The organism is Turicibacter sp. GALT-G1, from assembly GCF_025594995.1.
Taxonomy (GTDB): domain Bacteria; phylum Bacillota_I; class Bacilli_A; order MOL361; family Turicibacteraceae; genus Turicibacter; species Turicibacter bilis.
The window spans coordinates 122,382-146,239 of sequence record NZ_JAMQUS010000008.1 but is presented as its reverse complement, the minus strand read 5'-3'; the positions used below and the strand labels follow the sequence as shown (position 1 = coordinate 146,239).

Below are 23,858 nucleotides of genomic sequence, written 5' to 3'. Positions count from 1 at the left end.
ATACGGTTCTTAGTGTCGTTTATAGATAAAATAGCTGTTAGAGATAATGATTTGTATTATTTTTATAGAAAAATCGATCTCATTCCATAAAATGGATGTCGAAATGTGTCAGAATTGTGTTATAATTTTTTTAAGACAAAGAAAATCAAAGGAGGAAATGATGTGTTAAGTTTAATCGGTGTTTTTATTATCATTATTGGGTTCATCTTAAAAATCGACACACTGGCCATCGTTGTGGTAGCAGGGATTGCCACAGGGTTTGTTGGAGGATTAGATTTTAATGAAATTTTAACAAAGTTAGGGGAAGCTTTCGTTGCTAATCGTTATATGACGTTATTTGTTATTACGTTACCGGTTATCGGATTAATGGAGCGTTATGGTTTGAAAGAACGTGCAGCTTGGTTAATTAGTCAATTAAAAAGTGCAAAAGCGGATGGTGTTCTTTCGATTTACTTAGTGTTCCGTTTATTAATGGCAGCGTTAAGTATTCGTATGTCAGGCCATGTTCAATTTGGTCGTCCATTAGTTTTACCAATGGCTGAAGGAGCAGCTCGCGCTAATTATAAAGAGTTAAATGAAAAAGATTCTGAAACCATTAAAGGGTTAACAGCAGCAGCTGAAAACTATGGGAACTTTTTTGGACAAACCTTATTTATTGGTGCTCCTGGAGTAATGTTAATTGTCGGAACTTTAAATGAATTAGGTTATACGGTTGATTCAAAGCAAGGACCAACAACAATTGCGTTGTATACGTTACCAATTGCAGTGATTGCCTTAATTCTTGGGGTTATTCAGTTTAAATTGAACGAGAAAAAAATGCAACGCGCACATGGTGTGAGCAGTAAGAAAGGAGGAAATAACTAATGACGAATGTACTTTTATTTGTTATTTATGCGATTATTGGATTAATTTGTGTTTCCTTAGCTGTCTCAGCTTTACGTACTAAAGGACAACAAGCACGTGTTGGAACGGCTCTATTTTGGTCGCTTTTAGGGATTATCTTTATTTTAGGTGATTATATTCCAGCTAATATTGTTGGAGTTTTAATTATTGTAATGGCCATCTTATCAGCTACAAAACAGGTTAAACTAGTTAGCTTCAACACAACGACAGAAGAGTTCAAAAAAGAATCAGCAGCTAAGATTGGAAATAAATTGTTTATTCCAGCGTTAGTCTTAGCGATTTTAGCATTCGTGATTGCCCAGTTTACAAACTTAGGATCGTACAATGCCATTGGATTAAGTGGGATTGGAGCGTTAATTGTCATCTTATTGATTTCAAAATCAAGTATTGGGGAAGCTAATTCTGAGGCGACTCGCTTATTAAGTCAAGTTGGACCAACAGCGATTTTACCTCAAATCTTAGCCGCTCTTGGAACTTTATTTACGATTGCTGGTGTCGGTGATGTGATTGCTGGTGGAGTAAGTCAAATGATTCCTACCGGGAACATTTGGTTAGGGGTAACAGCGTACTGTGTTGGGATGGCGTTATTTACAGCAGTTATGGGAAATGCCTTTGCAGCCTTCTCAGTTATTACAGCAGGAATTGGAGTTCCATTTGTCTTTGCATTAGGAGCCAATCCATTAATTGCAAGTGCCCTTGCTTTAACTGCAGGATTCTGTGGGACATTATTAACGCCAATGGCGGCAAACTTCAATATCGTTCCCGCTTCAATTTTAGATATTAAAAATCAATACGGTGTCATTAAAGCGCAAGCTCCATTTGCGGTTATCATGTTAATTATTCATATTATTTTAATGCGTTTTTTAGCATTTTAATTTGTTGATTTGAGGAGGAATTGTAGATGAAAAAGATTTTAATCACTGGATTTGATCCATTTGGTGGAGAAGCCATTAACCCAGCAACAGAATCTGTCAAACAATTACCAGATGAAATTTTAGGGGTACAAATTTTAAAACGTGAAATTCCAACAGTTTTCGATCGTAGTATTGAGGTGTTATACGGAATTTTAAAAGAAGAGCAACCAGATGTTGTCATTTGTGTAGGACAAGCAGGTGGACGACCAAATATTACAGTTGAGCGTATTGCGATTAACCAAGATGATGCTCGTATTCCTGATAATGATGGAAAACAACCGATTGATCGTACGATTTTTGAAGAAGGACCAGCGGCATACTTCTCGACGTTACCAATCAAAGCAATGGTACGTGATATGAAAGAAGCAGGAGTTCCAGCTGCTGTTTCAAATACAGCGGGAACATTCGTTTGTAATCACATCATGTATGGAGCTTTACATTATGCGGCTTTACATCAACCTAACTTAAAAGCTGGATTCGTTCATATTCCATATTTACCAATGCAAACAGTCGATAAACCAACGATGCCATCGATGTCACGTGATGAAATTGTTAAAGGGTTAACGACGTTAATTAAAACAGCTATTCAAGTCGAAGAAGATGTTAAAGAAACAGGAGGAGCTGTATGCTAACACATCAAGAAAATGAGTTACCTATTTTCGTTTATGGAACATTGATGTTGGGAGAGCGCAACTATATTGAGATTTTACACGAAAACTTAGAACATCATGAATCTGCTAGTGTAAAAGGCGAGTTGTATTATTATCGGAAGGAAGATTATCCTGCATTAGCGGATGGAATTCATACGGTACAGGGACAATTATTCTATGTTAAAAATTTAGATAAGGTTCTTCAACCACTCGATGTGATTGAAGGGTATATTGCTCCTAATCATCCAGAAAATATGTATGATCGTAAAATTCTTGATGTTAAAACTGCTAGTGGGGAAATTAAAAAAGCCTATGCTTACGTGATTAATCCACGATTAATAGAACTTGAACCTAACGAGTTTAGCTTAATGGAGACTCGTTGTTGGAAAACATTTAAAGGTTAATCAAAAGAAAACAGGTCCAAAGTTTTGGACCTGTTTTCTTTTTGCTGATTGTAGAGTAATCATCTCTTGACGATATAAGTGAAAATACAAAAACAAAATGAAGTTGAAATTAGAGAGTATTGCCTTCTTTTAAATCATATGATGAAGTTATCATAAAAAGCACAAAAATTGCAACAATTTGTGAAGAAAAAATTACCTATAAATGGTATAATAACGATTAAAAAGATGTTGAGATAGTTGACTGATTTTAGGGGGGATTTTAAAATGGAAAAACAGTATGATGATAATTTATTTTTTAAATTGATTTACACATTAAGTGATATGGCAATTCTATCTATTTTATGGCTTATTGGGTGTTTGCCTATCCTAACAATTGGCGCATCGACAACTGCGTTACTTTATGTGGCTGGTAAAAAAGTAGGTGGAAAAGAGCCTAAGATAGTTTCTGATTTTATCAAAAGTTATAAAGAAAACTTTGTTCAATCACTTTGGATTACACTTGTCTTAGGAATTTTGTGGTTTAGTAGTCTCACTTATTTTATGATGGGGCTTTCCTCATTAAAAGATGGCTTTAATCTGTCATTGATTATCATGATTTTAGTTGCTTTTGAGGTCATTATGATTAGTATTTATATGTGTGCTTTATTAGCAAAGTATGAATTAAAGACATTCACAATTATTAAAAATTCATTTTTATTTACACATGCTTATTTTTTAGAATCTATTAAAGCCTTTGGAGTGATTGTGAGCATGTTATTCTGCTTATTGATGGTACCAGGTCTTGTGATTATTTTACCAGGAGCTATCGCTTTAATTGCAAGCTATTTTGTTCGCCAGTCTATTCTTAAGTTCCTTGAGCGTCAAGAAATTTTAAAAGAATTAAATGAAGAAGGATTAGATTTTTAGAAGACCAAAATTTTTGGTCTTTTTATATTTATTTGCAACTTTTTAAGATGAAATTCTGTCTAAGAGAGTGGATCCAAAAGTCAGATTATAAGGAGGATGAAATGAAAAAGGTTATCATGATGCCATGGTGTCGAGATTATAGTCAATTAGAGGAAGTACAACTGGTTAAAAAAGCAATGAAACAAGATGATTTAGCATTTTTAGAATTAATGAAGCGTTATGAGGGCTATTTTACTCAGATTGCTTATCGATATGTGAAGAATGATCAGGAAGTTTTGGATTTAATCCAAGAACTAGCTTATAAAGGGTTATTAACGATTGGGTAGTTGAAGGAACCTAAGTATTTTAAAACATGGATGACCAAAATTTTAATGAATTTAGCGCTTGATTCGATTCAAAAAGTAGATTTTTTAGAACTTGATGAAGGGATGATGAAGCATCATCATGTTTTTTCAATTGAAGAAAAAATCGATTTGCATGAAGCCATCAAGAACTTACGACCTGAATATCAATCCGTCATTCATTTAAAGTATTTTGATGATTTAAGTATTGAGGAAATTGCAACTCAACTTGGAATGAGCTCAAATACGGTCAAGAGTCATTTAAGAAGAGGGAAGCGAGAACTTCGATTGATGTTAAAGGAGGGGAGTTGCTAATGAATTCAAAAGCATATGAAGAAGCCGTATTAAAAGGGATAACGCGTGCTAAAACTGAAATGAAGCAACATAAAAAAACGATGAAGTGGAAAAAAACGATGTCAATAGCAGCCTCTGTTGGAATCGTAGGTATCATTGGATTAAGTCAGCCAGAGGTGGCAAAAGCATTACAAGGAATGACGCAATCATTCAATGCGTTCTCGGCACATTTATTTGGGGAACCAGCCGGAAGGTTTCAAGAAGTGGCTAAAATGATTGGGGTATCAGAAGTTGATGAAGAAACAACTATAACACTAGCTGAAGTTGTATTAGATGATAATCTTTTAATGATGGCACTAACGGTAGAGAGTGACTTTTTAGCTGGCTATGAGAAATTAAATGAAAATGATTTTTTTAATTTAGATTATTATTTATTCGTTAATGGGAAAAAAACGATGGCTAATAGTCCAAAAGTTCGCCAAATTGATGAGAAAACCGGAGCCATTATTATTGAAGCAAGTATGGGCGATCTTCATTTACCAGATGAAGTTACCATTGATTTAAGAATTAGTCAGTTAACACGTGGATTTGAGTCATTAAAAGGAAAATGGAATTTTAAATTTAAAGCCTCTAAATTATTAGGAGGAGAACGTTTGAATCCGGATGCTACAATAGAGTATGAAAGGACAATGATTTCAGCCAATCAAGTCGTAAAAAGCCAGTTAGCTAATACGATTTATATGAGTGTTGAAGGGGAATCGGTTGATGACGTTTTTTATGAACTAGGAGATTTGGTCATTAAGGGTTCAAATGAAGAGCTTTACGATGTAGATGATGTTCAAGGGAGCTTTGATTCTGAGAAAAAAGAGGCAACTTTCAAATTAAGAGTGAATTCGAATTGGTCAGATTTAGAGTGGATTGAGATTTATCCCAGAACAACCGAGCCGTATCGTTATATTGTGAAAGATAAAATTCATTATCAGATTTATCAAACACCAAACACTCAAGTGATTGATGATGAATACCAAGCGATTACAAGAAAACCAACTGATCAGGAATTAGCCTCAGGATTTGCATTAGATGAAGTCATTTATTATTTGAATTTACAAAAATCAACCGAATTTAAAATTCTAACTGAGTTTATTGGAGAAGAAATATGGGGAAATTCAACTGAAAAAGTAATGATAGAAGATATTGAATTAATGGAGGATGAAGTGAAGATTATCTTTAGACTTCCAGATACTTATTGGCCACATAATTTAAGTAGTCTTGTTTTATTTGATGAAGAGTTGAATGATTATGCTCGACGAGAAGGACAATCGTGATGGCGGTAGAAGATCAATCGCAAGGGTTATATAGTGTCAGAATTGACTATATTGATACATCAAAAGCTTATACGATTGTTATTCCTTTGATGCCTGAATTAAGTGAAGAAGCGCCAGCATGGAGTTTGCGAATTCCGTTAAAATAGAGAAAGTTTTAAAGAATTAGGAACCAAAAAAGAGCCCTATGTCATATATTGGACAGTAGATAAGGGCTCTTTTTTCATAAGTCAGAACGACCTTTATCAGAAATGTAAGAAAAATTTAAAAATCTTCATCAACCATTGTTGAAATAATCGACAAGAGGTCATATAATAAACGTGAAAAACAAAAAAGAAAGGGTTTACATTAATTGGGGGAGAGGTTATGAAAGATGAGAATTTAAAAATTGTATTACCAGATCATTTACAAGGGCGTTCGTTAACCACGAAAGTTATTCCAATGCTATGTGGATTAAAAACGATGCTAACCCATTTAGTTGAATTAAACGGAGATGCTTCAATGTTACGTCAGTGGGAGAAACGTTGTTATAAGTCATATTGTATTAATGAAATCCAAGACTTACTATTAGAAAGTTATCAAGAAGATTGGCCTGAAATTTTGAAAGAACACCTTTTAAGTAAAGATCCTTGTGAACTAGGAGCTAGTGCGATTGATATTTATTTAGTGGCTTATATCACTGAAACATTTGGAGTTGGAAAAGATATTTTTATTCAATGTATTAAGGACATGGGAATTTCAACGAAAGATAATACAGCCAATGCGATTTGGAAAGTTGGAAAAAATGATGGAGTTTACTTAGGTTTATTAAACTCTGATGGCAGCATTCGGGATATTAATTTTTTCCGTCAATGGACGCATACGGAGTTTGTTTATTAAGGAGGGATTTCCATTAATTCATTTAAATAAGTTCAGACATAGGGGAAAAAGAGAACCTATGTCTTTTTTGTATGCTTACAAGTTAATCAAAATTTTGTTATAACAGTAGCATTAGAGAGCAGGGAATAAGATGAGTATCAAACTCCATTGTTGGTCCAACTAGGTGTGGGAAAATGACACTTATCAATTTAGTACTCAATTAAGAGATGGACAGGATACCGAAGAGGGGGGGAATTTATCTCAAGGACAAAAGTAGTTATTAGGTATTGATTAAATCATGCAACGGCATACCACGTTCATTGTGCTTCATCGCTTGTCAACCATTTAAAAGCTGATCAAATCTTCTTGAGGAATAATGGATAGGTGATTGAGTAAGGAAAACATGATGAGCTGTTAGAAAAGAAAGGTTAAACTCAAACCATTAATTATCCTCTGAATAGGACAGTATGATGGATGAATTGGAATTCATCGTTGTACAGGGAGAGTAGGGATATAAAAATAAAATAAAAAAGAACACCATTACGGTGTCCTTTCGCTTGAATGGGAATATTTTTTATTGTGCTTCGGATGGATCAATGGAATGAATGGTTAATGTCGTTCCATCGTGTTCTAAGTGACCAATGATATCCCCTGCTTCACTTAAACCGATTAATGAAAAATTATCACCTGTAAAATCGGGCGAGTAAGCCATCCAGATATAAGTTCCTTCAACGGCTGATTCAAAGATTTTGGCACTATGAGCAATGCTAAAGGTTGGTTCCGTCACAAGCACTTCAAATAAGTCAGGATTTTTAGTGACTCCAGCATAAATCGTATAGGGAATATCATCCGATTGACGAAGAGCGACATAAGTTAACCCAGCTTGTTCTTCTAGGGTCGTTGTTTCATATTGAATCGAACCATCGATATATTCATAACCAGAAAAGCTACGATCTAAAAAGGCAAGAGAAATCTGTTCTTCACCTGGTACTCGATAAAGTATAATCGATCCTTCTTCCGTCTTTTTCTCATAAAGGACTTCAAGAGCGCTTAAACCCGCTATAGTCATGGCTTCTTCTGTTGTTTTGGCACCAGAGTTATATTGTAAGACAAAGACGACGAGTAAGGCCGTGATAGATAGAGATAATGTAGCGATAATTTTTTTCAAATAGGTCAACCCTCTCTCTTATGATAAGTTTGATACATTATATTAAGCACGTTTTTGGTTTACGATTAGAGTGACAAATGATTACAAAATGAGCACAGGGATTAACGAGTCAATTCACGAAGTCCGATAAAATGAATCAAGGAAAAAGATTTATTTTTAAGGAGATGTCGAAATAAAGGAGGAGCTATTTGCTTCATAAGAAAATTGAAGGGTTATGATTTACATTTTTTTCTAATGCTTGTACAATGTAACGTGAGATTTATTTGTTTATGGGGGAGTTATGGAAAGAAAAGAGAGGGCGTATTTACAGCATTATTTATCGACAGCTAAAGAACGAAAGCAGACAGTGAATCAGAGTCAGTCGTTCAAAAAAGTGCGGAAATTACAACAAGGTGAAGAAATTAAATTATATGATAAAGTCAAATTATTAAATTTAACAGATCATCTTATTTTAAATGTGATGATTGTCCCTGATCATGAGGTGAACTTATTTGAAGGAAAATGGGGTGAAACTTCAGAATTAGGCCATCTGATTTTAGAAGGCTCAGTTTTAACAACGTTTGAGTGTCAAGAAATTGAATATAAGATTTTATCTGTCAGTGGAATGAGAGGATAGAAAGATGTCTTACTTTAGGGGAGACATCTTTTTTTATGCGTTTTCTTTTAAAAATAATGTCTAAAATGGTGAGGTGAACCATACAATGACAATGTAGTAAAAAAGACGACTACAATCGAATATCTTTGATAAAAGGGGAAATGGGTTCATGAGATTAAATCATCAATTCTGTACAACTTTTCAGGGACTAAATTTAAATTTAGAAGAGTTGTTAGGAAAATATGCTGCTCGTGAGTATGCTTATCGAAATTTAGTGGAATATGATATTTTAAATTACAGTATCTGTGTACCAGATCATTTGAATACGATGACCAATTGTGATGGTTATGAGTTTATTGCTTATGAGGCGAATCAGTATCATGATTATAGTATCGCGCCTCTAACCGTGACGATTAGTAGTCAACGACTTAATGACGCATCTTTTCAAACGAAGACAGACAAACTAGCCTTTTTAAAACGGATGGTTGGGATTATGCAACATCAATTTTCAATTAAAACTATGACTGAAGCCATGATCGATGGTTATCCAGCTGTGATTATCGAGCAGGCAATGAGTACCGCTGGAAGTCAAACGTATGCGATGCTTATTTCTAATCAATGTTTGACACAAATTTCAGTTTCTCTACACGGAAATTTTACGAATGCACGCGAAATCACGCATGCGATTGTGACGTCATTTAAAGTGAATTCGACACCAAGTCCTCAAAATGCCTCTTTAACCACGATGGAGAACCATCATGAGGTATTTGAACTAGAGGAAGAATATCGTTTAAAAGAATCGGTTCAGTATGTGATATCCCCTTCACATACTGAACCGGTGGATAATTTTTATATTCAAATAAAAGACTTGAAGCGGGATACACAGAGCGCTGTTGCTTTTTTAGGATGCGATGATTTAATTGATTTAATGTTTTGTACTTGGGGAAATACCGTTAATCATTTAGCTAGACTGATGATTGAAGCAGATCAAAAAGAGGAATATTAGGTGTTATTTTCACATATAAATGGTAACGGAATGTCTAGATAAATATTCATTTCATCACTAAAGAAGCTATGGCTAATTGTGGTCATAGCTTTTTAATATGTCAAGTTTAGGCGAATCATTGAATATAATGTACTATCAAAGTCATAGAGACACTTAAAGGAGAGGAAATCTAATGAAACAAATAATGAGTGTGATTTGTTTTTCGTTAATGACTCTTTGCTTGGTAGCTTGTTCAATGAATGGTAAAAAAGTAGATGAGGGATTAGATGATCGAGAAGATGAATGGACGATTCCACTATCGAATGAACAAGTCGCAGAATTAAATGAATACTTTAAGGCATTGACTGTTACACATTTTGCTGATTATGAAGAAGGAGACGACTGTTCGTTACAACTATTAAATTTTTCCTCACAACTTTTGCAGTTAGACTATCCGGCGATGGTTGAACCGATGTGGCGGGAAGATGAAGCCTATGCTTCTTTTGATAAAAAAATGATGTTTTCATTGATAGAGCAGTATTTTAATCAAGAGGCACAATTGTCAGGAATCTATATTGATTTAGGAGATTATGTGGCACGACCAGATATTAAGTTAAAAACCTATCAAATCTATCCTGAAATTTATCAATGTCAGTTCAATGATGATGGAACTTATACGATTGATTTAGATTTATATGAAGTGGATGAAACAGTGATAGAACCCATCTCTTTAATTAAAAATTGGCATCAATCTATTGAGTGTCATCAAGTTGGGGTGGCAAGTGTAACCCTTCAACATGATGGAAATGAAAGTTATATTATTAGTTATCATCCCATTTATTTCGAATAAAAAAAAACCACCAGTTCTACTGGTGGTTTTTTTTAGATCATTTGATCAGTTTCCATGATACCTTCAAGAATGTGATCAAGTTGATTCAGTTGAAGTGTTACAGTATTTAATTCCGTTTGACGCTTTTTATAAACCATTTGTAAATTCCAAAGCGATTCATAAAGAGGCTGTACGTCTGTTTCTAAAAAATTTGGATTAAGTTCAATCCCATGAATATTTTCTTCTAATAGGGTCATTTCAGTTTTTAGTGATGCTAGTTCATGTTTGATTTTAGAAGCCTTTTGTTGTAAATCTTCGTATGTCTCTTTTAAACTCATTTCAATCACTCCCAGTATTAATCTAAATTTAGTTTATCCTAATGAGATGCTTTTATCAGGAGAAATAGATATTTTGGCTAAGAGAGGTGTGTGAACGGACCATAATGAAGGCTAAAGGATTATCTAACTGTTTAAAAAATCATTGGTCAACAACTAAGTACGATTTTAATTTTGAACGTTTCTAAATCTGATTTTATTGTACATTAATAGATGAATTGGAGTATGTAATCATCGAAAATTACATAAATTAGTAATAATGGAGGTGAGGGAGGTGAAGTCCTTTACGCAAGAAAGTTTACGGATTATCAAAAAGGCATCAGAAGATAACAAGCTAGTCATCGTTGTTGGAGCAGGTGTTTCGATGTTATCTAATTTTCCATCATGGAAAGAAGTCATTGATCGATTTTCTGGTCCATTTTCAGAACAAAAAGAACGCTATTCGCAAAATGAATACTTACGAATTCCACAAAAATATTATAACCTGCGTGGACATAAAGAGTATTATGATTTATTACGAGATATTTTTGATCTCGATTTACAAAGTAATAAAATTCATGATGAAATCTTAAACTTAAATCCGATTCATCTCATTACAACGAATTACGATGATTTACTTGAGCAAGCGATTTATGCGCGAGGACTTTTTTATGATGTCATTGCAAAAGATGAAGAAGTATCGCAAACGCGAACTAAGAAATTCCTCATTAAAATGCATGGCGATGTGAAACATCAAAATGTCGTGTTAAAAGAGAATGACTATCTCTCTTATAGTAGTCAGTTTCGTCTCATTGAAACAATGGTGAAATCTGTTATCGCCTCAAATATTACACTTTTTATTGGATACTCATTAAACGATCGAAATATGAAACTTATTTTAAATTGGGTGAAAGAATTACAGGGAAGTAGTTTTCAACCCGTTTATCTATTATATTTAGAGCAAACGTTGGATCAAAATAACTTTGATTATTATAAGTCACAAGGCATCCATGTGATTGATGTGAACCATCTTTTATCGAATGTGGATGATGCAACGTATGAACAACGCTATTTAACATTTTTTCAGGCACTTTCAAAACTAAATCTTGATGAATTATATCGCTATTCTAGCGATGATAATGAGCTTGGTGAGCGACTCACGCCTCTTGATGAATTAAATCGAGTCCGCTTAAATGATTTAAGGCATCTAATCAAAGAAGAAGTGACTGAAATGGGAGTCTTAAACTTATCTAAACCTTATGTTCTAGATGAACGGACGTGTTGGCAACTTAACAAAGCAGGGATTAGGACGGTTAAATTTCCAGATGGATCGGTGCATTCTATTCAAAATGATGATAAAAATTATTTGCTGCCACCGTATACGAGTGTCTTAACCGAGTGCATGAACCAAGGAGATGGGATTTGGCAACATTATCACCGTGCCTACTATCAATTTAAGCATGGGAATTTATTGTTAGCCTATGATTTGTATAAGAAAACAGCGGTAGAGGCGTTTAAATGTAAACATTATTTACTTCATTTTCTTGCTCAGTTTAATCGTTATTGGACCGGTCGCACGATTCAACGATTGTTAAGCAGTGAGCAATCACAGCAGATTGTGGATGAAATTCGTCAATTGAATTTAGAGTTGATGTATCATCATCTACCTGCCTCGTTTAAACGAAAATATGCCTTTTTAGCGGATTTGAGTAACTTTTATTTTATTTATAAATACTTAAATGATATGATTCAACTCATTAATGAATTGCCGAATCAAGACCAAGCGTTCGCGAGGTTAAATTTTAAGGCACAAGAATTATTTGAATTTATGCATGAAAATCAACTCGTGATTGATCAATATTTAGAAGTTTCGCACTTGTATAAAAGTTATATTGAAGCACGTTTGTATCATAATAGTGAGGAGTTAGACTCCTTTACCGTGCATTTGATTATTAAATATATGGGTGAAGAAGAACTCAAGCATCTCATGAAACGCCTCAATCGAAAACAGTTTCAAAACCCTCATGTCAATGAGTTAATTCTTTATTATAAACAGCTTTTAGCAGTCTTAACCCAACCTAATCTTACGACACTGATGAAAGTCCATGTTCAAAAGATGGTGAAGATCACTTTAGCTCTTCTTTCAGTAATTCAATTGAAGGAAGAAGAGCTACTAAGTATGTTACAGTTGTTGTTTAATGATGGTTCATCTATGATTTTGATAACGGATTGTCTCAACTTTTTGAGAGCTCAACTCAATCAATCTTCTCAGTTTCCAAAAGCAGTGGAGAACTTAATAGAAGAACAGCTCACTCATCAATTTATTAAGAAATATTTATTAAATGAGGAGATTGAGTCTTGCTACATTCAGTTCACGTCATTCTTAAGTCAACCGGTAGAAAAATTACGCCCATTGATTGACCTTTATTTGACACAGATTGATAGCTTTGAATTAGTAACCTTAACTCCAGTTATTGATGAGGAACTTCAAATGAAAGTCAGTGAGGCGTTAACAAGACGATTAAAAAAAGAATTTAATTTCAAGTTACTTAGACAAGCCTTTGAGTTTAAACTAGAGCTAGCTTATGATGAATTTGAGCAGCAAATTAAAGCACATATCACTCATCATCCAAAGGATTTATGTGCAGTTGGTGAGCTTATTGCGTGTGGTGTCCTCGATAGGAATAGCTTTGAATTTTTCATGAACCAAGATTCATGTGCTTATTTTTTAACTCATTATGAACAAATAGAGCAAGCCCCTTTAGAATCAGATTGGTTTTGGCAGTTATCAAGAGACATTCATCAACGCCTAGCCAAGACACATCACTACCAAGCCATTAAACAAGCATTAATTCAAAAAATCCGAACAAAGGTTGCAGCTCCTGAGCTGATTGACTTATATTTTGACTTATATCATCATTAGTTAGTCGTTGAAATGGAATCAATCCTAAAGAATGAAGTCTTTCATAAAAGAAGCTTCATTCTTTTAAAGGTTATAGTCATCATTTAATACCTAGGCGCATAGAATATGATGTAAGGGAAGAAAACGAAACATCGGGCGCTATAGCCAAGCGGTAAGGCAAGGGACTGCAACTCCCTGATCATCGGTTCAAATCCGATTGGCGCCTCCATTTTTCTTAGACTACAAATGATCATAAAGTCTGTCAGAGTGAGTCATGGAATGAATCCTTGTGACAGGCTTTATTTTTATGACGATGAACAATTAAAAGACTCCTACTAATTAAGGAGTCTTTTGATTGTTCAATTAATAAAAGGGAGAAATGGCATCATAGGATGGTCTAGTTCAAATTCAAGGTGTTTGTTTTTAGGAGGGGAAATGACAACCTGATTTGATTGATATAGTAGTGATAGCTTCTGAACAAGATGAGTGGATCATTCATCGGAGTTAAGGTTGAATCCATTTGAGATGGGTTGGCTGTGATGATAATATTTTGGTAACTGTAATGTTGAGATGATCCTTATTCAAGTTAAGGGAATATCAGTTATTAAACTCATTATTAAATACAATGAAATCAGGTTGAATATCTAGATTTGTTAGTCTTTGATTTTTCGTTTCAAGGAGATAGATATCTCTGAATTGCCCTTCAATAAGGGGAGTTGTAGCATAATATCCATAGATTTAAGTATTGAGAAGATGAATGATAAACTAATTAAACTAAACAATAGAAATAAACTCAATAAAGAGAACCGCATCAGATGCCTCTTGTACCTTCATCTTTTTTAAACTGTTTGAGACTCTTTTTCACGAGGTATCTTTCTCCTTTATCAGGGGGGATATCATTTAAACAGACTACTTGAAATCATCACTTCTTGAAAAAGAAATGGTTGTTTTATTCCAGATGGGTGTAGGAGTTTGAGCAATTGTTTGGTATAATTTTAAGTAATCAGAATCAGGGGAACGGTACGATATATTGGGGAGAAAAGAGAATGTGCCACGCTGTGCGAGATTGATAAGTAGTAATCAAGAAGGGATGGATGACTATGTTAAATTCTTATTTTTATTTAACGATGAATAATGATTCAATTGTTTGCCAACAAAATGCATTAAATGATGACCAAATTTTACGTGCGATTTTCTTAATTTTAAGCCGTTTGGAACGTGATCCGGATTTAAAGATGGCACGTCATTGGATGCTAGAAAGTGAAACATGCTCATTAGAAGAATTAGAACAAAAACTGTTAGAGTTTAAACGTTTAATTCATGATAAAGATGATAGTGAATTATTACTCGAGTTTGATGTGGAAAAAATTAATGTAAAGGCTCATACAAAACTTGTTGGAATGTTCTGTGCTATTGCTTACCTTTATACAGGATTAGATGTGGATGGAATTATTAAGAAGAATCTTCATCAAGATATGGTGAATAACGGAATTGAAAATATTAAGCGTCACTTAGATAAAGAAGGATTAAAACCACATCGTATTGTTAATCATGTAGTAAATAATCAAGTTTGTTAATTAATCCTTATTTTACAAAAGTTTAAAAATAATTTAATTCTCTTCAACGTATACTATTAATAGGACGAAGGGAGAGATTGTAGAATGATTGATAAACAAGCGGGGAATTTAGAAATCGATGTGTTTTCAGGGGGGAAATACGCGGTAACTATGAACGGGAAATCAAGTGAACGAAAAAATCGACTTGAAGAGATGCCACACCCAGATTTTATAAGTTATTTAAAATCGACTTGTTGTCAACGAAATGATGCTTTATTTTACAAAAAAATGACGTATAAACCACTCACCCCATTCAATCATCAAATCCATCAACACCTTATTCTAACGATGCGTACACAATATGAAGTGCGACCAAATAGCTAACAAAAAAGGGGGGACTGTCTCAAAATGAGAGAGTCCCCCTTTTTAATCATGATTTACCAGAATGAGATCATAAAGATTGATTGATTTAATAGTTCATTAAATTGTAAATGATGTTTATTTTGAGATAGCCTTTTTGATCTCAGTGCAAGGAAGTTTCAGTGAGTGGTGAGGATTAAGTGAATGTTGAGTAAACGGAAAGGAGGTTAAGATTAAGAGAGAGTCCTTCCGACTGAAAGCTATTCCTTTACGGATTAAAAAATAAATATTTGATTGGACAATAGAATATCATGAAACACATAAGGATGATCAGATAAATAAGGATTGGATTAGGGTGATAGGGGAGGACCATTGCAGCAATGGTTGAACAGATTCCAAGTGCGATCCGATAGCCACCTTCAAAGAGGCAAAGTTCATCTTCATCAATCGAATGCTCATATCGCTCGCTTAACTCTTTAAGTTGAGAGGATTTCTTCGGAACCCAATTTAATAAAATCATCCCTGTTCCAATGAGGATGAGAGAAATTCCGATGGTAAAGAAAAATAAATGAATCATCCATATCATTTTGATCGCCCCTTTATTATTCATGACCTACCTTGTTGAAGAAATTATAGAACATTAAAGGTGTGAGATTTGTAGAAAAAGAGAGTAAAAAATAATATTCTGACTTTTAGTACCAAATGTTCTGTTGAGTTAACCAGAGATAATGTTAGTGGAGATTTTTTTAGTATCATTTTTTAAAAGGGGTCTTATCATAAATCATTTGAAGCGTCAAGTTCGTGTTTAATAAGAATCGTTCGTCAAAAGTATCCACTTTCGTTACATGAAGATGAAGAAAACTGTCAATGGTAGTTTCAATCAATAAAAAAATCGGAGGCCGGTTGGCGCTCCGATTTTTTTATTCAGGGATGGTAAAGAATGAAGATAAGGTATATTCTTTTCCTTCAAGGATATCATATTGAATAAGTTCAAGTATTAATAAGAGTTGCTCTTGATGCTCTGTGAGTTCATCCACTTGGTTTTGATTAGCATCTAATTTGAAATTGTTATGTAAGACGCTAAATTCTTCATATAAATCTAACAAGAAGACATAGAACGGTGATAAGGGTAAGTTTAATTCACGTAAAATTAAGGGTGCAATAAAAATTGGACTGACATCATCGATATTTTCAATTTGAAAATCATCCATATTCGACATGATTAACAGTGGTGTTTCAAAGAACAGTTTGGCACGCAAAGCATCTGTATCTTTTTCAATGTAGCCATGTTGTTCATGAATGTCCGACTGGAAGTTAATCAGATGATCGCCAAAGAAGATGACTAAGGTTGGTTCATCGTAGTTTTCAATTTTAGTGATAAACTCTTTTAATGCAAGATCCGTTTGCTTTAGCCCTTCTGCGTAAGTTTCCATTTCAGTATTGTGTTCCCCATTAGCATCAAGGACTTCAATCGTATTTTCACCAAACTTTTTATCAAAAATGGCAATATGATTGGCCATGGTTAATCCGTAAGCAAAGATGGGGCGATCGGCTGCTTCTAACTCGGCATAAAGCTCATCAAAGACTGATTGATCTGAGACATACTTCTGACTATCGATGTAGTCGAGATGTTTCATTTTATCAATGGATAAGAATTCATCAAATCCTAAAGCTGGATAAACTTGACTGCGTTTATAGAAGGCTGCATTATTCGGATGAATGGCAACCGAGGTGTAGTCCAATTGATCCATAAATGAAATAAAGGATGGGATTTCAGGTTTTGAGCTCAGTGCTTGTTGGAATGGAATGGTTCCTTCAAGTAAGAGCGAATTGGTGAACCCAACTAAATATTCAAATTCAACATTTGCTGTTCGATTTCCTTTAAACGGTGATAAGAAATGACCAGACGAATAAGTCTCTAGATACTGACGAAGATTAGGAAGCGGGTCTTCACTAAATGTTAATTGGTTGAAGATGGTTGGATCACTTAACGATTCACTCACAATGGTAATGATGTTAGGTTGTTGACTTAAATCAGCTGATTCATTATAGTCTTCGGCTTTCTTCGTATAGTCATCCATGATCTTTTGTAGGTTTGCTTCAGTATAGTGGTCATTTTTGATCATTAAATCGTTTTGGAGATTTGTAATAAATCCAAATAAGAATCCATTTTGTTGGTAATTATTTAACTGATTCCACTTCGTAAAGTAAACGGTACTGTTGACTAAAGGCTTAAGTGGTGACTTTTCATAATAGAAAATTGAGGCTAAGTAGGCGATAAAAATCGCGAAGAAAATGACTCTTAGCTTCATTGTCAATTTAAAGCCTTTGCGACAAATGAAGGATAGGATGGCAAGTAAAGCAATGATTACCAGGAGTCCGATGATAAGTGTCGGTGATAAGAGGTTTTTTACGTAGCCAATAATCTCATCTATATTTGAAATCATGGATAGATCCGATGGATAAATCGGTTCCCCAACGACTAACATTTTATAATAGTTGGCGATAGCCACGATCAACATCACAAGTGAAGAGAGGCTAATGGCTAGAATTAAGTTGTTAAAGAAGCAGAAGAAAAGTACACTAACCCCTAAAATAATCGTTGAGGCTAAAAACATTAAATTCACGTGATGAGCAATCCAAGTCATCGTTACATCAAGGTTTGGGAAGAAATAGATTACTTGCATTATTATCAGCATAAGCATCGAGCTTAATAGAAGATAAAAGATGGTGCGACACCAGTTGCGGGCTTGTTGATGGTTATTTGTATGACATTTTTTAAATAAATATATTTCACTAGTCGTGATCAACACAAAGAATCCAGCCAATAGCTGAGGTCGAATGCTGACATTGGCTAGCCCAATCCATTTAAATAAGGCAATGAATAAAGCTGGTAAACTAAAATAGAGAATGGTCATTGAGTTTAAAGTTGAACCTGGAAGTTTAACTTGTTTTTTACGAATGAGGCTATTGATTAATGTTAATAAAGAAAGATAAACACTTCCAATCATCCCGATATAGGCTGGAATTAATAGTAGAAGATGATCACGAGAAACTTTGATTTTAATTTCTTGCTCCGTTGTACTGAACAAATCAACAGTTTTAATAAGACGTTCATTTCGGTAAATTGAAACTTTTCCTGAAGTATTCGTTTTTAAAAAAGAGATACTTACCGATTCATTGGTTAGATTAGCTAACGTCAGCGGTGAGGTCGAGGTGGTTGATAGTGTTTCTTTATAAGACCAATCCGTTGAATCATTAAAAGTCTCTAATGCGATACTTTCATTATTGACACTAATCTGATTGATTTCGATTGAATTAGCTTCTTCATTTGGAACAAGATGAATTGAATAAGGTGACGTTAAAAAAGAAAGTGGTCGATCAATTGTCAGATTAGTCCAGCCTAAGACGACAACTGTAACTAAAAGGGTAATCAATTGAAGCGGCTGTTTAAAGTTAAACACCGTTTTAAACGTCTCCCTTTTAATCAGATAATAGTAAATAACAAGCCAACCAATCGAAGCGATGATGGCTATTAGTAAATACTCTGTTTGGCTATTGACCCAAGAGAGGATTCCATAGGTGGTCAGACAGCCGATTAGGATCCTTAGTAATGTATTATTTTTCATGATTATTATTCCCTCCCTTATGATAAAAAATAGAAGGACCGCAACAGATGTGCGAGTCCCATTTCGAACGTTTAACTTAATTGATACTTTCTTATTTTAAAGCAATTCGAGCAAAAAAGATAGAAAAAAATCGAATTAGATAACGGGAAGTATTGACAATCTGATATCCTAATTAGACATTCTCACATATCAGTCCCCTACTTTTAAATATCAAATAACTGTGTCCCTTTTGTCGAAAAAACTATGGATTTAGTGTGAAAAAAATCTAAAGAAGATGGAGTTTTTGTATAGATATGTGACGATGACTTGATAAAAAGAGTCGTATCTTTTTAAATATAGAAGAGAAGATTTAAGAATGAGGTCAATTAACGATGGTTAGTTAACCATGAAATGACAAAAAAATAATGAGTCGTCGTTAAATTGACCAGAATAAAGAGAGCATTTTATCCATTACAAGCATGTCATCAGGTTTAAAAAAAGTGTCAAATTCTAAAAATCCTGGTATAATGTTGTTTTGTTGAAATGAATTGAAAGACAAAAAGGTTGTCTTTAAGTCATAAGAAAGTGAATGAGTGAGTTCTAAAAAGCATTATAATGACTGCTAGGTCAATTAAGGAGAGTACTATGGAAAAGATTATTTTGATTAACTTAGTGATTGCCATTATTTTTTGTATCTGCTATAGTTATCAATTTTTGTATGTCATCGTGTCTTTGATGAAAAAAGATAAACCTCATCAAGAGACGAAAGCACATCGTTTTGCTGTGTTAATCGCAGCCCGTAATGAAGAGACAGTCATTAATCATTTAATAGATAGTATTAATACACAGACGTATGATCAAGGAGAGGTCACGGTTTTTGTTGTCGCCGATAATTGTACGGATCAAACGGCAGCATGTGCTCGAAAGATGGGGGCTATTGTCTATGAGCGATTTGATCAAACAAAAATTGGAAAAGGGCATGCCATGGAGTTCTTACTCAATCAAATGGAAAAAGATTATGCACCATTTGATGGTTATTTCGTGTTTGATGCGGATAATGTCTTAGATCAAAATTATATTTTAGAAATGAATAAGACATTTTCGGATGGTTATGACATCATCACCAGCTACCGAAATTCAAAGAACTATGGCGACAACTGGATTTCTTCTGGATATGCCATCTGGTTTTTATGGGAATCGGAGTTTTTAAATCGAGGTCGTATGTTACTAGGCACAAGTTGTGCGGTTTCGGGAACTGGTTTTTTCTTTAGTCGACGTATCATTGAGAAATACGGCGGTTGGAAATTCTTTTTATTAACAGAAGATATTCAATTTACAGTGGATAATGTCTTAAGTGGTGAAAAAATTGGTTATTGTCGCCAAGCTATGCTTTATGATGAGCAACCGGTAAAATTCCAACAATCGTTCAGACAACGTATGCGCTGGGCGAAAGGATTCTTTCAAGTTTTTCATCGTTATGGACTAGATTTATTTAAAGGTTCTTTGCAACGTAATACCTCTTGTTATGACATGTTAATGGTCATCATGCCGGCGATTATTTTAACGCTTTTTACGCTTATTTTTAATGGGAGTATGATTTTATTTGGAGATTATACGACTTATCAAGACGATTTAATTATGATGATGATGGGACGTATGATTTTAAATATGTATTTCATGTTAGTCTTTATCGCGACGGTAACGACAGCTACACAATGGAAAAATATTCATACGACAAGCTTTAAGAAAGTAGCTTACATTTTCACGTTCCCATTCTTCATGTTTACGTATATTCCTATTACGATTGTGGCGTTCTTTAAAAAAGTGGAGTGGCAACCGATTGAACATAGCCGTGCCAAAACATTGGCTGAGATTAAAGAAGGGTAGGCGTAGATGATGATGAGTCAGTTCGGATCATTATTTTTTGCTCCGTTAGATGCTTATCCCGCAGCGGGAATGTTTACAACCCCACATTTAATTTCACTCGTTGTTTGTTTGATCATCGTATTAGTGGCTTTAAAAGCCTCATTAAAGAAATCATGGGAGCAAGTGATGAAACTGACACGTGTGATAGCCATTGTTGTGACACTTTTAGAAGGGGTGAAAATCGCCTATAACTTCTACTATGGTTATACATGGTTAGATGCGTGGTTTCCATTATCATTTTGCTCGTTATTCATTTACGCCACATGGATGAGTGGCTTTGGAAAAGGATGGATTAAAAAAGTAGGGGATGCCTTTATTGTGATGGGCTGTTTACTCGGCGGAATTGGTTTCTTATTATTACCAACCACCTCACTGATGCGATATCCAATCTGGCATTTCTTATGTTTATATAGTTTGTTTTTCCATATGTTGATGATTTATCTAAGTGTTTTATATCTTTGGCATCGTTGCGTGCCGATCAATCGTTACACGTATGTTTATTTTAGTGTGTATTTCTTAATTTCAGCTTTAATTTGTATTGGATTAAATACGATTTATGACTCTAATCTCATGATTCTTCGTGAACCTTATAACGTTCCATTTCAATTTATTCAGGAGATTAAAGCTCAAAGTCAAATGGCTTACACGTGTTTAGCCACGTTAGCTTATCTCATCGGACCAGGATTATTTGCATTTGGAATAAGTGCTTGGTTGAAAGCAAAAAAAGTAAAGAACCAAACAAGTGACTTTTCTTATTAAGGAAGTCACTTTTTGAATGGTTTAATTCTTCAGTAAAAATGAAAGGTAATACGTTAGAAGTAGAAGGCATGTCTAGGCTGATCTCATCTTAGTAGAAGCATCTTATGTGGGATATGGATTTGGACTTAGTTGGTGTGAAAATGAGGGATGAGGAGGATTTTTCCTAAATGATGATGGTGAGAGGTCAGAAGAGAAGGAATTAATTGAAGTTCAGGGAACACCAAGAATTGTTCAAGGTAGTTGCGCTAAATGGTTATATTTAAAAATCATACGTTTAACGATGAACGAAGAACGCAGAGTAGAAACTGTGACTCGATACTTCATCTTTTAAAGTGGCTGTCTTTTGTGGACAGCCTTTTAGATAGGTGATAAAAAACAATTGATGCGGTTAAAAACAGTATTGTTTACCAAATTTATGCTATAATAAATGTATTAAAAAGAAAATAAAGGGGTAAAATGAATGAAAAAAACAACTACTATTTTAATTGGAGTTTTTGTGATTATTCTATTAATTGCAGGTTATTTTATTTCTAGTTATAACGGAATTGTTGCAGCTGAAGAGGACGTTGATGCTCAGTTTGCAAAAGTTGAGACACAATTACAACGCCGTTTTGATTTGATTCCTAACTTAGTCAGTGCGACACAAGGTTATATGCAACATGAAAAAGACGTATTCACAGCTATTGCTAATGCGCGTTCAAAATTAGCGGGAGCGACAACTGTTAATGATAAAGTTGAAGCGTCTAATGAATTAGAAGGAGCGCTATCTCGCTTATTAATGGTAGTAGAAAATTATCCAGAATTAAAAGCTGATACGCAATTTACAGCCCTAATGGATGAACTAGCTGGAACTGAAAATCGTATTGCAACAGAGCGTAATCGATATAATGAATCTGTTCAAACGTTCAATGCAAAAATCCGTAAGTTCCCAACTAGCTTTATTGCAAGTATAATGGGTGTTGAAAAACGCGATTATTTTGAAGCTCAAGCAGGTGCAGATCAAGCACCAAGTGTTAATTTTTAAGAGATAAAGGAAAGGGTTGCGAGGTTTGCAGCCTTTTTCAATATTTAAAAGGGTGAAAAGTATGGAACAAGTCATAAAGAAGTGTAGAGGATATAAGAAAATAAAGTTTACGTTGTTACCGAAGTTATTTTTATTGATCGTAACATTGGTTAGTCTTTTTAATCTGAGTTCGTTAGACATACAAGCAGTTGTGAATCCAGATCAAAGTTTTTATGTCACCGATAAAAGTCACGTCTTAACTCATCAAACAAAAGAACATATTTTAGAGATTAACTATGTGTTTGAAAAAACAAAGGAACGGCCACAAATTGCAGTTGTCATCATTCCAACACTGGATGGCAGTGATATTGAAACCTATGCGGTTAAGCAGTTTGAGAAAATGAAAATAGGGAATGAAAAATATGACAATGGGGTTCTTATTTTACTAGCAACGGAAGATAGGGAAATCAGAGTCGAGGTTGGTTATGGACTTGAAGGGGCTTTACCTGATGGAAAAGTTGGCCGAATTCTCGATGCGTCTATGGAAAACTTAGCATCAGGTCATTACTCGCAGGCGATTGAAGATATCTTTAATCAAATTGTTTTAGCTATTCAAGATGAATATGCCTATGAAGATGTCTTTAACGGGACCGTTCCTAAAGTTGAATCCGAAGAAATGAATGAGTTACCTATTTTTGGGATGATTATTGGTGTCATTGTTGTTTATTTTATCGTCTGCCGAGTGATTGGGATTAACTCAGTTGATGCGCTAATCTTACTGATTAACCTTCTTTCACAAGGGTCAAATCATTCTTCATCATCACATCAATCAAAAGGTGGAGGCGGCCGATCTGGAGGTGGCGGTGCCTCACGAAACTTTTAAAAAATAAATTAAAACGAGTTTTTTACTTATGAAACGATTAAACAGAGTAAATGAAAGGAGCTATCTTTGGCGAAGATAGCTCCTGTTCTATATACAAACAGAAATGTTTTCTACATTTAATACAGCAACCGAAATATGAGATGGTTATGCCGTGCAAGGCAGACTATAGTCCAGCTAAAAGTTTTTACGATGTAAAAAACTTATCTGGACTTATATAGTGACTAAACTAACAAGAATAAATGGAGTGTATTAAAAGGTTGAAGCTTGTTAAAGTCAGCTTTCTTTGACTTCATTAAATGAAAATTATCACAACGTATTCATATCATGCTTCAATTCTGTGTTCTATTTTAATTGATTGATGAGATTGAAGTTCAAAAT

At 34.4% G+C, this 23,858-nt stretch carries 24 protein-coding genes and 1 tRNA gene; 21 read left to right on the top strand and 4 right to left on the bottom strand.

Annotated features, from left to right (window positions below):
* Positions 1-162: 162 nt before the first annotated feature.
* The 10 genes from NEH74_RS02240 (at position 163) to NEH74_RS02195 (ending at position 6,613) form a co-directional block, all read left to right on the top strand.
* Positions 163-864 (top strand): DUF969 domain-containing protein, encoded by a 702-nt coding sequence (locus tag NEH74_RS02240; RefSeq protein ID WP_055304458.1) that lies wholly within the window; start codon positions 163-165, stop codon positions 862-864.
* Complete coding sequence (locus NEH74_RS02235) at positions 864-1,778, top strand: DUF979 domain-containing protein (protein WP_055304455.1); 915 nt, start codon at positions 864-866, stop codon at positions 1,776-1,778. The genes NEH74_RS02240 and NEH74_RS02235 overlap by 1 nt, the downstream gene beginning before the upstream one ends.
* A 26-nt stretch (positions 1,779-1,804) precedes the next feature.
* Entirely contained in the window at positions 1,805-2,449 is a 645-nt protein-coding gene (gene pcp / locus NEH74_RS02230) for a pyroglutamyl-peptidase I (protein ID WP_055304453.1), read from the top strand.
* Positions 2,443-2,871 carry a gamma-glutamylcyclotransferase family protein gene (locus NEH74_RS02225; RefSeq protein WP_055304451.1) on the top strand — a complete coding sequence of 143 codons (429 nt, stop codon included), beginning with the start codon at positions 2,443-2,445 and terminating at the stop codon, positions 2,869-2,871. The genes pcp and NEH74_RS02225 overlap by 7 nt, the downstream gene beginning before the upstream one ends.
* A 264-nt stretch (positions 2,872-3,135) precedes the next feature.
* The gene (locus NEH74_RS02220) at positions 3,136-3,777 is read left to right on the top strand and encodes a YesL family protein (protein ID WP_055243779.1); all 642 of its coding nucleotides are present in this window, start codon (positions 3,136-3,138) and stop codon (positions 3,775-3,777) included.
* A gap of 101 nt (positions 3,778-3,878) precedes the next feature.
* Positions 3,879-4,103, top strand: a complete 225-nt coding sequence (locus NEH74_RS02215; protein ID WP_055243781.1) for a hypothetical protein — start codon at positions 3,879-3,881, stop codon at positions 4,101-4,103.
* Positions 4,104-4,433, top strand: coding sequence for a sigma-70 family RNA polymerase sigma factor (locus NEH74_RS02210; RefSeq protein ID WP_055304449.1), 330 nt, complete (start codon positions 4,104-4,106; stop codon positions 4,431-4,433). It abuts the gene before it with no gap.
* Positions 4,433-5,737 carry a DUF4179 domain-containing protein gene (locus NEH74_RS02205; RefSeq protein ID WP_262941030.1) on the top strand — a complete coding sequence of 435 codons (1,305 nt, stop codon included), beginning with the start codon at positions 4,433-4,435 and terminating at the stop codon, positions 5,735-5,737. The genes NEH74_RS02210 and NEH74_RS02205 overlap by 1 nt, the downstream gene beginning before the upstream one ends.
* Positions 5,734-5,883, top strand: a complete 150-nt coding sequence (locus tag NEH74_RS02200; RefSeq protein WP_156344915.1) for a hypothetical protein — start codon at positions 5,734-5,736, stop codon at positions 5,881-5,883. The genes NEH74_RS02205 and NEH74_RS02200 overlap by 4 nt, the downstream gene beginning before the upstream one ends.
* 217 nt (positions 5,884-6,100) lie before the next feature.
* Positions 6,101-6,613 (top strand): hypothetical protein, encoded by a 513-nt coding sequence (locus NEH74_RS02195; protein WP_055243827.1) that lies wholly within the window; start codon positions 6,101-6,103, stop codon positions 6,611-6,613.
* Positions 6,614-7,166: 553 nt separating this feature from the next.
* Here NEH74_RS02195 and NEH74_RS02190 read toward each other — a convergent pair.
* Complete coding sequence (locus NEH74_RS02190; RefSeq protein ID WP_055304445.1) at positions 7,167-7,760, bottom strand: hypothetical protein; 594 nt, start codon at positions 7,758-7,760, stop codon at positions 7,167-7,169.
* A 280-nt stretch (positions 7,761-8,040) separates the two neighbouring features.
* Between NEH74_RS02190 and NEH74_RS02185 the strand changes: the two genes are divergently transcribed.
* The 3 genes from NEH74_RS02185 (at position 8,041) to NEH74_RS02175 (ending at position 10,190) form a co-directional block, all read left to right on the top strand.
* Positions 8,041-8,376 carry a hypothetical protein gene (locus tag NEH74_RS02185; RefSeq protein ID WP_055304440.1) on the top strand — a complete coding sequence of 112 codons (336 nt, stop codon included), beginning with the start codon at positions 8,041-8,043 and terminating at the stop codon, positions 8,374-8,376.
* A gap of 148 nt (positions 8,377-8,524) precedes the next feature.
* Positions 8,525-9,361: a hypothetical protein gene (locus tag NEH74_RS02180; RefSeq protein ID WP_055304439.1), complete on the top strand. Its 837-nt coding sequence runs from the start codon at positions 8,525-8,527 to the stop codon at positions 9,359-9,361.
* 172 nt (positions 9,362-9,533) lie between these two features.
* The gene (locus tag NEH74_RS02175; protein WP_055274862.1) at positions 9,534-10,190 is read left to right on the top strand and encodes a hypothetical protein; all 657 of its coding nucleotides are present in this window, start codon (positions 9,534-9,536) and stop codon (positions 10,188-10,190) included.
* A gap of 32 nt (positions 10,191-10,222) precedes the next feature.
* On the opposite strand, the gene NEH74_RS02170 is transcribed toward NEH74_RS02175, so the two are convergent.
* Positions 10,223-10,507 carry a hypothetical protein gene (locus tag NEH74_RS02170; RefSeq protein ID WP_055274864.1) on the bottom strand — a complete coding sequence of 95 codons (285 nt, stop codon included), beginning with the start codon at positions 10,505-10,507 and terminating at the stop codon, positions 10,223-10,225.
* 271 nt (positions 10,508-10,778) lie between these two features.
* Between NEH74_RS02170 and NEH74_RS02165 the strand changes: the two genes are divergently transcribed.
* The 4 genes from NEH74_RS02165 to NEH74_RS02150 all read left to right on the top strand — a co-directional run bounded on the left by NEH74_RS02165 (position 10,779) and on the right by NEH74_RS02150 (position 15,325).
* Complete coding sequence (locus tag NEH74_RS02165; RefSeq protein WP_262941029.1) at positions 10,779-13,406, top strand: SIR2 family protein; 2,628 nt, start codon at positions 10,779-10,781, stop codon at positions 13,404-13,406.
* A 134-nt stretch (positions 13,407-13,540) separates the two neighbouring features.
* Positions 13,541-13,614, top strand: a tRNA-Cys gene (locus NEH74_RS02160).
* A gap of 871 nt (positions 13,615-14,485) precedes the next feature.
* Positions 14,486-14,962: a hypothetical protein gene (locus NEH74_RS02155; protein ID WP_068758863.1), complete on the top strand. Its 477-nt coding sequence runs from the start codon at positions 14,486-14,488 to the stop codon at positions 14,960-14,962.
* A gap of 84 nt (positions 14,963-15,046) precedes the next feature.
* Positions 15,047-15,325 (top strand): hypothetical protein, encoded by a 279-nt coding sequence (locus tag NEH74_RS02150; protein WP_055304432.1) that lies wholly within the window; start codon positions 15,047-15,049, stop codon positions 15,323-15,325.
* 244 nt (positions 15,326-15,569) lie between these two features.
* On the opposite strand, the gene NEH74_RS02145 is transcribed toward NEH74_RS02150, so the two are convergent.
* Together NEH74_RS02145 and NEH74_RS02140 are read right to left on the bottom strand one after the other, a co-directional pair.
* Positions 15,570-15,887, bottom strand: coding sequence for a hypothetical protein (locus tag NEH74_RS02145; protein ID WP_055243811.1), 318 nt, complete (start codon positions 15,885-15,887; stop codon positions 15,570-15,572).
* Positions 15,888-16,221: 334 nt separating this feature from the next.
* A complete protein-coding gene (locus tag NEH74_RS02140; protein WP_055304430.1) occupies positions 16,222-18,930 on the bottom strand; it encodes an LTA synthase family protein in 2,709 nt (902 codons plus the stop codon).
* A 624-nt stretch (positions 18,931-19,554) separates the two neighbouring features.
* Between NEH74_RS02140 and NEH74_RS02135 the strand changes: the two genes are divergently transcribed.
* The 4 genes from NEH74_RS02135 (at position 19,555) to NEH74_RS02120 (ending at position 23,480) form a co-directional block, all read left to right on the top strand.
* Positions 19,555-20,796 carry a glycosyltransferase family 2 protein gene (locus tag NEH74_RS02135; protein ID WP_055304428.1) on the top strand — a complete coding sequence of 414 codons (1,242 nt, stop codon included), beginning with the start codon at positions 19,555-19,557 and terminating at the stop codon, positions 20,794-20,796.
* A 12-nt stretch (positions 20,797-20,808) separates the two neighbouring features.
* A complete protein-coding gene (locus NEH74_RS02130; protein ID WP_238581254.1) occupies positions 20,809-21,594 on the top strand; it encodes a YwaF family protein in 786 nt (261 codons plus the stop codon).
* Positions 21,595-22,054: 460 nt separating this feature from the next.
* Entirely contained in the window at positions 22,055-22,618 is a 564-nt protein-coding gene (locus tag NEH74_RS02125) for a LemA family protein (protein ID WP_055304426.1), read from the top strand.
* Between the two features lie 61 nt (positions 22,619-22,679).
* Complete coding sequence (locus tag NEH74_RS02120) at positions 22,680-23,480, top strand: TPM domain-containing protein (RefSeq protein WP_262941028.1); 801 nt, start codon at positions 22,680-22,682, stop codon at positions 23,478-23,480.
* The last annotated feature ends 378 nt before the right edge of the window (positions 23,481-23,858 follow it).

Excerpts from the sequence above, each read along its gene's own strand:
- NEH74_RS02195 (WP_055243827.1), top strand. The coding sequence starts at position 6,101 with ATGAAAGATGAGAATTTAAAAATTGTATTACCAGATCATTTACAAGGG.
- NEH74_RS02155 (WP_068758863.1), top strand. The coding sequence starts at position 14,486 with ATGTTAAATTCTTATTTTTATTTAACGATGAATAATGATTCAATTGTT.
- NEH74_RS02225 (WP_055304451.1), top strand. The coding sequence starts at position 2,443 with ATGCTAACACATCAAGAAAATGAGTTACCTATTTTCGTTTATGGAACA.
- NEH74_RS02140 (WP_055304430.1), bottom strand. The coding sequence starts at position 18,930 with ATGAAAAATAATACATTACTAAGGATCCTAATCGGCTGTCTGACCACC.
- NEH74_RS02125 (WP_055304426.1), top strand. The coding sequence starts at position 22,055 with ATGAAAAAAACAACTACTATTTTAATTGGAGTTTTTGTGATTATTCTA.
- NEH74_RS02175 (WP_055274862.1), top strand. The coding sequence starts at position 9,534 with ATGAAACAAATAATGAGTGTGATTTGTTTTTCGTTAATGACTCTTTGC.
- NEH74_RS02180 (WP_055304439.1), top strand. The coding sequence starts at position 8,525 with ATGAGATTAAATCATCAATTCTGTACAACTTTTCAGGGACTAAATTTA.
- NEH74_RS02150 (WP_055304432.1), top strand. The coding sequence starts at position 15,047 with ATGATTGATAAACAAGCGGGGAATTTAGAAATCGATGTGTTTTCAGGG.
- NEH74_RS02205 (WP_262941030.1), top strand. The coding sequence starts at position 4,433 with ATGAATTCAAAAGCATATGAAGAAGCCGTATTAAAAGGGATAACGCGT.
- NEH74_RS02135 (WP_055304428.1), top strand. The coding sequence starts at position 19,555 with ATGGAAAAGATTATTTTGATTAACTTAGTGATTGCCATTATTTTTTGT.
- NEH74_RS02215 (WP_055243781.1), top strand. The coding sequence starts at position 3,879 with ATGAAAAAGGTTATCATGATGCCATGGTGTCGAGATTATAGTCAATTA.
- NEH74_RS02130 (WP_238581254.1), top strand. The coding sequence starts at position 20,809 with ATGAGTCAGTTCGGATCATTATTTTTTGCTCCGTTAGATGCTTATCCC.
- NEH74_RS02170 (WP_055274864.1), bottom strand. The coding sequence starts at position 10,507 with ATGAGTTTAAAAGAGACATACGAAGATTTACAACAAAAGGCTTCTAAA.
- pcp (WP_055304453.1), top strand. The coding sequence starts at position 1,805 with ATGAAAAAGATTTTAATCACTGGATTTGATCCATTTGGTGGAGAAGCC.
- NEH74_RS02220 (WP_055243779.1), top strand. The coding sequence starts at position 3,136 with ATGGAAAAACAGTATGATGATAATTTATTTTTTAAATTGATTTACACA.
- NEH74_RS02145 (WP_055243811.1), bottom strand. The coding sequence starts at position 15,887 with ATGATATGGATGATTCATTTATTTTTCTTTACCATCGGAATTTCTCTC.
- NEH74_RS02235 (WP_055304455.1), top strand. The coding sequence starts at position 864 with ATGACGAATGTACTTTTATTTGTTATTTATGCGATTATTGGATTAATT.
- NEH74_RS02185 (WP_055304440.1), top strand. The coding sequence starts at position 8,041 with ATGGAAAGAAAAGAGAGGGCGTATTTACAGCATTATTTATCGACAGCT.
- NEH74_RS02120 (WP_262941028.1), top strand. The coding sequence starts at position 22,680 with ATGGAACAAGTCATAAAGAAGTGTAGAGGATATAAGAAAATAAAGTTT.